The sequence below is a fragment of the Nocardia sp. NPDC102475 genome (assembly GCF_055584605.1).
On the sequence record NZ_JBVJLS010000024.1, the window covers coordinates 134,760 to 142,975 of the forward strand.

Sequence of the window (8,216 nt, forward strand, 5' to 3'; positions counted from 1 at the left end):
ACCCTCGGTCACCAGCTGGAATCGGTGACTCCGCGGTCCGTGGCCGATTGACGCGAGACGACCTCGACATTGCTGAATTCCATCGGCACGCTATCGTCGGAAACCGATTGGCGCTCTTCGGAATTCGGCGGCGCAAGCGAAACCTTCGGCGCTTTCGGCATTTCGGCGCTCAGGTCGGGCATGCCCTCGATCAGGTCCGACAGTTTCGGCAGTCGCGCACGACGGTCGTGCAGGGGCGTCATCAGCTCCTGCGCCTTGCGCATCACCTCGGCGGTCGCCTTCTGCGCCGCTTCGGTCACCGCCTTCGCGATCTCGACGTAGCTCAATTCGTCGATGCCGGAGCCGAATTTGGTTTCGATAATGGTGCCGTCGGCATTCACGGTGACCGTGATCCGCTTGCGCACGGTGGCGCTCGCGGTCAGTTCGGCACGTTGCTGCTGCACCTGTGCGATCGCCCGGAACTGTTGCTGGACTTCATCGAGCACTGCCGCCATCTCGGCCTTGGCGAATTCGTTTGTCATGAGCTACAACTCACCGGAAGCCGTCGCCGTTGGACTGGTCCATCCGCCGCAGTTCCTTGGCGGTCTTGGTCTGACCGGTGTAGAAGTTGTCGAAATTCGTTGCCGTGGTCTTGATATTCCCGGTCATCTGGTCGCGCGCGACCTTGTATCCGTCGGGGCCCTCGGCGAACTGGCGTCCCAGTTTGTCGTTCCCCCACGGCGCACCGCGGCCGGCGAGCGCGGCATCCAACGTGCTGAGCACGCCATTCACTCGATCCCGAACGGCGCTGGTCCGCTCCGCGGCCTTCTCGAACAGATCCGCGTCGTGCCTCAACTTGTCCGACATCGCGTACTCCTCGAGCTCCAGCGGTTACCCGCACCCATCACCATCGGATCCTCTGATTCGACGATGACAGCGCTTGGCAACTCACCAGTAGCTCGAACATGAACGGCAAGTGCCGCGCCAGTTACAGCGCCCACCGACCGCGGTTCGCGGTCACTTCGGCTTGCGGAACCTGCCCACGATGCCGTCGACGATGCGCAGCACACCGCGCACCGCCATCGGGAAGAAGGCCGCCTTCATGAACTCGAAGTAGCTCGGGTTGTACCGCGCGACATACGAAATCGCGGGATCCACGGATTCGACCTGGTGCCACCAGAACATCGGGATGTAGAGGATGTCGCCGGTCTCGAGGACCACGTCGTAGCAGGACGCGTCCCGCAGCTTCTCGAAGCTGCTCACATCCGGGTCGAACTCGTCGGGGAGTCCGGTGTAGGGGTCCGAAACCTTCATCGGAATCCGGCCGTACACATTGCTGTACTCATTCGGCGGAAACAGCCGGACCCGCTTGCGGCCGTGCAGCTGAATCAGCAGGCCGTGCCATGGATCATTGTGCAGCGGAGTCAGATTGCCCTGCTGGCCGATCCACACACTGCTCGCCGCCGGGCTCTGCTGCCGGGTGCCGACCCGCGCGGGCAGCTGATCAGCGAGCGGCTGTGGGTCGGCGGCGGCACGCGAGTAGTAGTTCTTGCCCGGCTTCGGCTCGTCGAAAACCGCTGCCATGACATCGCGGTATTCGAGCACCTCGACCGGCGACGTCTCCTGTGTGAACACGTTGGTCGCACTGGTCAGCGCGGCGACCTTCTGGTCGCCGTATTTCTCGCGCAGCGCTTCCGGCTGAAAATCCTCGAATACCGGCCAAGTTGTTGCGACACCGCGGAATACAACCGGAGTCTGTTTATCGAAGACGGCCTCGAGTTGGAAATCCCGATCGGGTACGACCAGCCCTTGCTGCCCACCCGTCGACCGATTCAGTACATCGCGAACACTCCGACCGGCCCACAGTACGAAACTGGCTAGGAAAATAGGAGCCAGCGTGACCGGCCTCTCATCGTAACCCTTAGTCATATCCCCGTGTCTTCTAAGAGAATTGGTGCACTGCTTTGACTTTCGGTTGCTCGAAGCAACCCTCACTGCGCCGTGATCCCGACCCTATCGACAACCTCGAGTCTACCGTCCCGAACCGTGCCCACTACTGGGAAGATTGCGACGCAACTCACGACCCGAGCAGGTAGGCCTCCCACGGACGGCAACAACGGGAACGAGGCGCTCGCCTAGGGTCGAGGAGACGCCGATTTCAGGAGATGTCGTGGCCGACTTGCCTTCGGACCCATTGATTTCGCTGGTGACCGTGGCGGCTGAACATATGGGGTATTCGTGTCGGGCAACTGAACCCGACGAGGTGCAGTTGGTGGGCCCACGCGGGGACGGACCACATTTCCTGTGGCTTGACAACTTGCGGCGCAGGCTGAACGAGAAGCCATTCGATCAGTGGCCCGCGCTCATCGCGGATCATGTCGAAACGTTCCTGGCGCAAGTCGATCTGGATTACACCGATCCGCTCGATACCGACGAATTCACAACAGTGCGCGGATTTCTCAAGACACGGTTCGCGTCGTCGGACACCATCGCGGGTATCGACATTGTCGGGCACTACGTCGCGCCGGGCATCATTCAAGTGGTGGTGATCGAGCAACTCCGCACCGCCGAGGCCGTCACTTCCGACCAGCTCGCCCACTGGCAGATCGACACCACCGAGCTCTTCGGACTGGCCGAGGCGAACACTCGTGCCGCCGACCGCCTGGCGATCGAATGGCGGAACTACAACGATGCGCATTTCGCCATTCTGAGCGGGTCGGACTCCGCGAGCGCCCACTCGAAGTGGCTCGGCGACTATCCGGTGATCGGCACGTACGGAGCACTTTTCGTCATCTCGCACGAGGGCAACATCTACGCGCATCCCATTGTCGGGCCCAATGCGCTGACGGCGATGATTCTGCTGGGCAAGGTAGCCGCCAACACCTACCGCAGCGAACCGCAGCCGATCAGCCCGGCGGTCTACTGGTGGCGGGACGGGGAGATCGGCTTGGCCGCCATCACCGAGATCGATCCCGATCACAATGTCGAGGTGCGCCCGACCCCCGAGTTCGAGGCACTACTGACCAGCCTCGCGGTGACCTGTGAGTTCGCGGTGGTGCCCGCCGACGCGGTCGATACCGCGCTCGATGCGATGGAGCAGTACCGGCACATGTGCACCGCCCCGGACGGCAGTGCGACCCCACCCGCCGTCGACGACCTCGTCGCCGAGATCGACCGCAACGGCGGCGCGGTCGGATTCGTTGCCGCCGTTGCGGATTCGCGCGGAGCGGTATTGCGCACCTGGGGACCGAACCGGGGTCGGCACCTGCTCGCCGTACTGGAACTCACCAAGGATCGCGACCTCGCCGTGCTGGACGTCGAGACGGGCCACCTCTACGACCCGCGCGGCCACATCGACGTCCGCGTGACCGTCGGTGACAGCCGATCACTGCCCTACCTCACCCCCGCACTGCTCGAGGACTTCGTGGTCGCCGCCGCCGACCCGGATGACCCGTTCCTGGTCGTCGCACGCGCGGACGAGACCTACATCCAAACGCGCCGCCACGAATGGGTCTATGAAATCGAGCACCGGGCCGGATCCGCGTCGGAGCACTTTCGCGTATACACGCTGCGGCACAAGGTCGTTCGCGATGTCATCTGGGCGTGGACCTGTGGTGACCCGTCCTGGACGGTCGCGGTGCACTGGCGGCGGGTCGATCCCACATCGCCCGGTATCGAGGCGGCATCCGGGCTGGAAATCCTGCAGGACGAACTGTCGTCCGCCGGTCCCGGCCTCACGCCCGACGCACTGGCCCTCCTCGATACCTTTCTGGCAGTTCGTGATACGCCGATCCCGTCGATGGATCGCACGCCGCCGGATGACCTCGCGATCGACCCGGCGATCTTGCGCGACGTGGCGTCCTCACACACCGAAGAAGCACGCCCGATCGCCGAAGCCGAGACGCCGGACGACCCGGACGAGACCTGAGGGCGGCCGGTGCACCCGCAATCACCCGGGTGCAAGGATCGACGCATGCGAGTACTGGTGCAGCGCGTATCCGCCGCCCAAGTGACCGTCGACGGACAGACCGTGGGCCGGATCGAACCGAACCCGCAGGGCCTGGTCACCCTGGTCGGAGTGACGCATGAGGACACGGAATCCACCGCGAAGGCATTAGCGGACAAGGTGTGGCGGTTGCGAATCCTGGAGGGGGAACGCGCGGCCGCGGATCTGGATGCGCCCATTCTCGTGGTCAGCCAGTTCACCCTCTACGCCGATACCGCCAAGGGGCGGCGGCCGTCCTGGTCCGCCGCCGCGCCCGGCCCCATCGCCGAACCGCTGGTCGAGACCTTCGCGCAAGCACTGCGTGAGCTGGGCGCAACCGTCGCCACCGGACGGTTCGGCGCGCATATGCATGTCGAACTCGTCAACGATGGTCCCGTGACACTGCTGCTGGAGGGCTGAACACAACCGCCCGAGTGCAACCACCCCTGACAACTTCGCGCACCGCTGGTTCGCTCGGCTACACTCAACAACCACGCGGAACAGCCATCGCGTCCGCAAGCGCGGTTGCCATGGCTGTCAACAGGTCGATCGCGGCGGCACCGGTCGCCGGTTGATTGCCTGCTCATTCCGGCCATTTCTATGGCAAACTCGGTCGAGCAGAATGCGGCCGCTCGACGACCGTGACGCGGAAGGTGAAGCGGGAGTTGAGGTCGCGATGGATCTGAGTGCACTCGAGCGTCGGGTAGCCGAGGATCGCCGAGCAGCGATCGACCGGACGGTCGAGAACGAATTGCGTCTGGCATCGTCGTTGTGTGACCTCGCAAAAGGCCTGGTCGCGACCAAGAACGGCCCCGGCAGGGACCGGACCGCCGAGGCGCTGGCGCCATCGCAGGAGTCCGTCGGCATCCGGCTGCACTGGCTCGCCGCCGGTCGCGTGACCGCCGAGTTCGCGGGCGAAGTCCAGGATGCGCTACGCGTCTTCGAGCAGGCGACCCGGCACATCGGCCATCGGGAGCTGGCGGCGAGCACCATCCGCAATGCCTGCCATACCTATCGCCAAGTGTCGCGGACGCATCCGCAGGTGGCCGCGGTCTGCGCGGACGGGCTCTCGAAATGCGGCGTCTGGTTGTGCCGCCTGGACCCGAAGGCCGCCGTCGCCGCCAGCGAGGACGCCGTGCGCATCCGCAGCGCGCTGTTCGCGGCGAATCCGGAGCAGTCCGGAAAATATCTCGCCAGTCTGAACATGCTGCTGCGCACGCTGATGGTCGGCCGCCAGCGCAAACAGGCCGTGGCGATGTACCGCGAGCGATATGCCGCACTGACCTCACCGGAGATGACGGCGCGGCTGCGCGAAACCCGGATCGAGGACATCGATCTCACCAACAAGACCTTCACCGCGCTGACCAAACTCGAAGCCCGGACCTTGCAGCGCGCGGGACATCTGACGCAGCAGCAGATTCTGTACCAAACCTCCGGCGATCTCGCCACGATCGAGGAGATCAACTGGAAGCTCGCTTTGGTCGGCCTGAAGCCGCTGGCCGCGGGCGCCCTCCCCGATCCGCCGTCTCGGCCGGTGGAAATCGGTGCGACCTTCGGCGCATTGAGTGTCCGCTGCAGCGCACGCGACGCCGTCGCCCAGGTTCGCGCCGCGATCATCGCGGCCTACGCCACCGACAACGCGCGCCAGGTTGATCGCTCGGCCGTACGCGGCGCACACGAAACCCACTGGCATACCTTCGATCCCGAGCTGAATTCGGTCGAATCCCTCGGCGATGACGTAGTGCTGATCGAACAGCCCTACGGCGGTTCGGTTGTCGTCATGAGCCTGAACTGGGAGATCGCACCGGTCGCCAAACACCCACTGGCACAGCACCTTTCCGCGCGCTGGCCGGTGATCAGCGTTACCGCGAACGAGAAGATGTCCTACGAGCTGTGCCGATACGAGGACGGTGTGGCCACCCAATACGCCGCACTCGGCCGCCCGAGTGGACAAGCCCCGCTCGATGCCCCATTGGCACCCCTGGACTTCGCGGCGCTGGCCGACTACGGCGCGGACTACGCGTCCGAAACCCAGGTCCGCGCCGCCTTCGGCAACACCGATATGTTCGCGAAACTCACCCACCTGCCCGCCAGCGGCATTCGGCAAGCGGCCCTGGCCATTCCCCTCGCGGACTACGGCGACAACGTCCTGTTCTTCCGCAAATCGAGCGCGGGCTGACGAACTACACTCCTTGTGCCTGTCGAGATCGGCCACCCCAGATCCCGGCGCCGACAGATCTAAGCGATGAGCTGTCGGCGCAGAGCGGACAGGTCGACGAATACGAACCTGATAGCGGAGTCGCCGCAACCGTAGGGCAGCACCAGGGTGTTCCGGTGTACGAGCGCGCCGCACGAGTACACGACGTTGGGAACGTAGCCGTCGCGTTCGTCTTCGTTCGGGGTCAGCAGCGGCTCGCGGAGTGCGCCGATGAGTCGAGTCGGGTCGTCGAGATCGAGCAGGATCGCGCCGATGCCGTACGTGCGCATCGGACCGACGCCGTGGGTCAACACCAGCCAGCCGTCGGGTGTCTCGATCGGTGGACCGCAGTTGCCGAGTTGGATCAGCTCCCAGGGTTGGGTCGGTCGATAGACGGTGGCCGGCGCACGCCACACACGGGTGTCGAACGAGCTGACCACACTGATGTTTTCCCGGTCCCACCGCGAGAGCATCAGGTAGCGGTCGTCGATGCGTCGCGGAAACAGTGCCATCCCTTTGTCTTCGGCGCCGGACCCGGCCAGCCGAGTGCTGACGAACGTGCCGAAATCGTCGGTGCGCAACAGCCGTGGCGCGATGTGGCTGCCGTCGAAGGCGGTGTAGGTGCCGTAGTAAGCGACCGTCCCATCCCGCTCGGCGAACCGGGTCAGCCTCACGTCCTCGATGCCGCGGCTCTCGTCGGGGCTCTCGGGAAAGAGCACCCGCTCCGATAGCGGACGATCAGCGGGGAAGTTCACGGTGTAGTTGCCTGCCACCGAGGCGGCGACCCGGCCGGTGTCCAGAAAGGGCGACGGCTTGTCGAGGCGAACCGAATCATGTTGTGCGACTGTGCCAGTCCGGAATTCGATGCTCGAAAGGTGCCCCTCGCCGAGTGCGCGCACGCTCATGACGAACCGCAGTTCGCCTGCGGCCAGACCGGTTTGGTCCGGGTGCGCGACGATCGACGGATTGAACAGCGCCGCGGCTTCGACCGCGTACTCCTGGGTGAAGTACGCGCCGATGAGCTGTCTGTGCGCGGGCGTCAGTGTCCCCCTCCGCGGCAGCAGATGCTCGACGAGCGCCGCGTGCGTGGTGAACGTCGCCTCGATATCGCGGTGGCGGTCGCCGAACCGACGGCGCACGGAAGCCAGGCCGGCCAGAATGTCCGCATCGGTGAGTGCGAGCACCCGGTCGATGATGGCCTCGGCGCGCGAGATCCCTTGTCCGAGAATCTCTTGGCCGGGCAGAAATAGCCTGGCCGAGACTCTGCGGGCATCCGGCAGCAGCACCACGGTACTGCGCCGGACGAGATCGACGGGATTGGCGGAGTTGGCCACTACCCGGCAAGCGTGAGTCGGCGCGCCTGCTGTTGGGTGGAGATCAGCGCGAGTGTCGACTCGGCGCCCTGGTTCTCGTTGCGGCCGGTGTGCTCGAGTCCGTCGCAGCAGCCGCCGCTGACCGGGTCGATCAGGGCAGTGTCGACATCGTTCGTGCCGCGGAACCACGCTTCACACAGCAGTACCGCATCCTTCCAGTGCTGGTCGCCGGTGTCGTCATAGGCGCGGGCACAAGCGTCCGCCAGGGTCGCGACCTCGATGGGTTGTTGGTCGAAACCGGGCCGGGTTTCGCCGGTCGCCCAGCCGTCGACCGGGGTGACCGATAAGTGGTCACCCGAGGTTTCGATCTCTAGTAGCCAGCGCAGCATCGCGAGCCCGTCGGCATAGACGCGGCCCTGGCCGGGCAGCATCGTGCCGACCGCGAGCAACGCTTCGGCGAGCACCGCGTTGGCATAGTGCAATCGCGGCTCGGGCCAGCGCCAGTCCAGACGGCGGGCCGGCGGGCCGATCGCGGCGGTAGCGGCGGCCAGTAGTTCACGGGCTTGGATGTTTCCTGGCTGGACGCGCAGCACCTCGGCCGCGCCGAGTGCGGCGAAGGCCATTGCCCGAGGGAATGGGGACCGCCCTCGCGCCCCAATGGTGAAGTGCGCCACCGCGACCTGTGCCAGGTCGGGTTTGCGGGCGACGACGGAGCCGAGTGCCCACAGAGCGCGGCCCCAGT

8 protein-coding genes are annotated in these 8,216 nt (G+C 65.3%); 3 read left to right on the plus strand and 5 right to left on the minus strand.

The window, feature by feature from the left end:
- Nucleotides 1-8: 8 nt before the first annotated feature.
- The 3 genes from ACZ60G_RS34390 to ACZ60G_RS34400 form a co-directional block, all read right to left on the minus strand.
- Nucleotides 9-521 (minus strand): YbaB/EbfC family nucleoid-associated protein, encoded by a 513-nt coding sequence (locus tag ACZ60G_RS34390; RefSeq protein WP_465815422.1) that lies wholly within the window; start codon nucleotides 519-521, stop codon nucleotides 9-11.
- A gap of 10 nt (nucleotides 522-531) precedes the next feature.
- A complete protein-coding gene (locus ACZ60G_RS34395) occupies nucleotides 532-846 on the minus strand; it encodes a hypothetical protein (protein ID WP_465815424.1) in 315 nt (104 codons plus the stop codon).
- Between the two features lie 150 nt (nucleotides 847-996).
- A complete protein-coding gene (locus tag ACZ60G_RS34400; RefSeq protein WP_465815426.1) occupies nucleotides 997-1,908 on the minus strand; it encodes a cupin-like domain-containing protein in 912 nt (303 codons plus the stop codon).
- Nucleotides 1,909-2,149: 241 nt separating this feature from the next.
- Between ACZ60G_RS34400 and ACZ60G_RS34405 the strand changes: the two genes are divergently transcribed.
- The 3 genes from ACZ60G_RS34405 to ACZ60G_RS34415 all read left to right on the plus strand — a co-directional run bounded on the left by ACZ60G_RS34405 (nucleotide 2,150) and on the right by ACZ60G_RS34415 (nucleotide 6,143).
- Nucleotides 2,150-3,907 carry a hypothetical protein gene (locus ACZ60G_RS34405; RefSeq protein WP_465815428.1) on the plus strand — a complete coding sequence of 586 codons (1,758 nt, stop codon included), beginning with the start codon at nucleotides 2,150-2,152 and terminating at the stop codon, nucleotides 3,905-3,907.
- 45 nt (nucleotides 3,908-3,952) lie between these two features.
- Nucleotides 3,953-4,384: a D-aminoacyl-tRNA deacylase gene (gene dtd, locus ACZ60G_RS34410; protein ID WP_063046912.1), complete on the plus strand. Its 432-nt coding sequence runs from the start codon at nucleotides 3,953-3,955 to the stop codon at nucleotides 4,382-4,384.
- Between the two features lie 256 nt (nucleotides 4,385-4,640).
- Nucleotides 4,641-6,143, plus strand: a complete 1,503-nt coding sequence (locus ACZ60G_RS34415) for a hypothetical protein (RefSeq protein WP_465815430.1) — start codon at nucleotides 4,641-4,643, stop codon at nucleotides 6,141-6,143.
- Nucleotides 6,144-6,202: 59 nt separating this feature from the next.
- Here ACZ60G_RS34415 and ACZ60G_RS34420 read toward each other — a convergent pair whose 3' ends face one another.
- Together ACZ60G_RS34420 and ACZ60G_RS34425 are read right to left on the minus strand one after the other, a co-directional pair.
- Nucleotides 6,203-7,495 (minus strand): glycoside hydrolase family 130 protein, encoded by a 1,293-nt coding sequence (locus tag ACZ60G_RS34420; protein ID WP_465815432.1) that lies wholly within the window; start codon nucleotides 7,493-7,495, stop codon nucleotides 6,203-6,205.
- The coding region (locus ACZ60G_RS34425; RefSeq protein ID WP_465815434.1) for a glycosyltransferase at nucleotides 7,495-8,216 on the minus strand (722 nt) is incomplete at its 5' end. The genes ACZ60G_RS34420 and ACZ60G_RS34425, both read right to left, overlap by 1 nt.

Bases quoted from the DNA above. Each gene is read 5' to 3' on its own strand.
- ACZ60G_RS34415 (WP_465815430.1), top strand. From the start codon at position 4,641: ATGGATCTGAGTGCACTCGAGCGTCGGGTAGCCGAGGATCGCCGAGCA.
- ACZ60G_RS34390 (WP_465815422.1), bottom strand. From the start codon at position 521: ATGACAAACGAATTCGCCAAGGCCGAGATGGCGGCAGTGCTCGATGAA.
- ACZ60G_RS34400 (WP_465815426.1), bottom strand. From the start codon at position 1,908: ATGACTAAGGGTTACGATGAGAGGCCGGTCACGCTGGCTCCTATTTTC.
- dtd (WP_063046912.1), top strand. From the start codon at position 3,953: ATGCGAGTACTGGTGCAGCGCGTATCCGCCGCCCAAGTGACCGTCGAC.
- ACZ60G_RS34395 (WP_465815424.1), bottom strand. From the start codon at position 846: ATGTCGGACAAGTTGAGGCACGACGCGGATCTGTTCGAGAAGGCCGCG.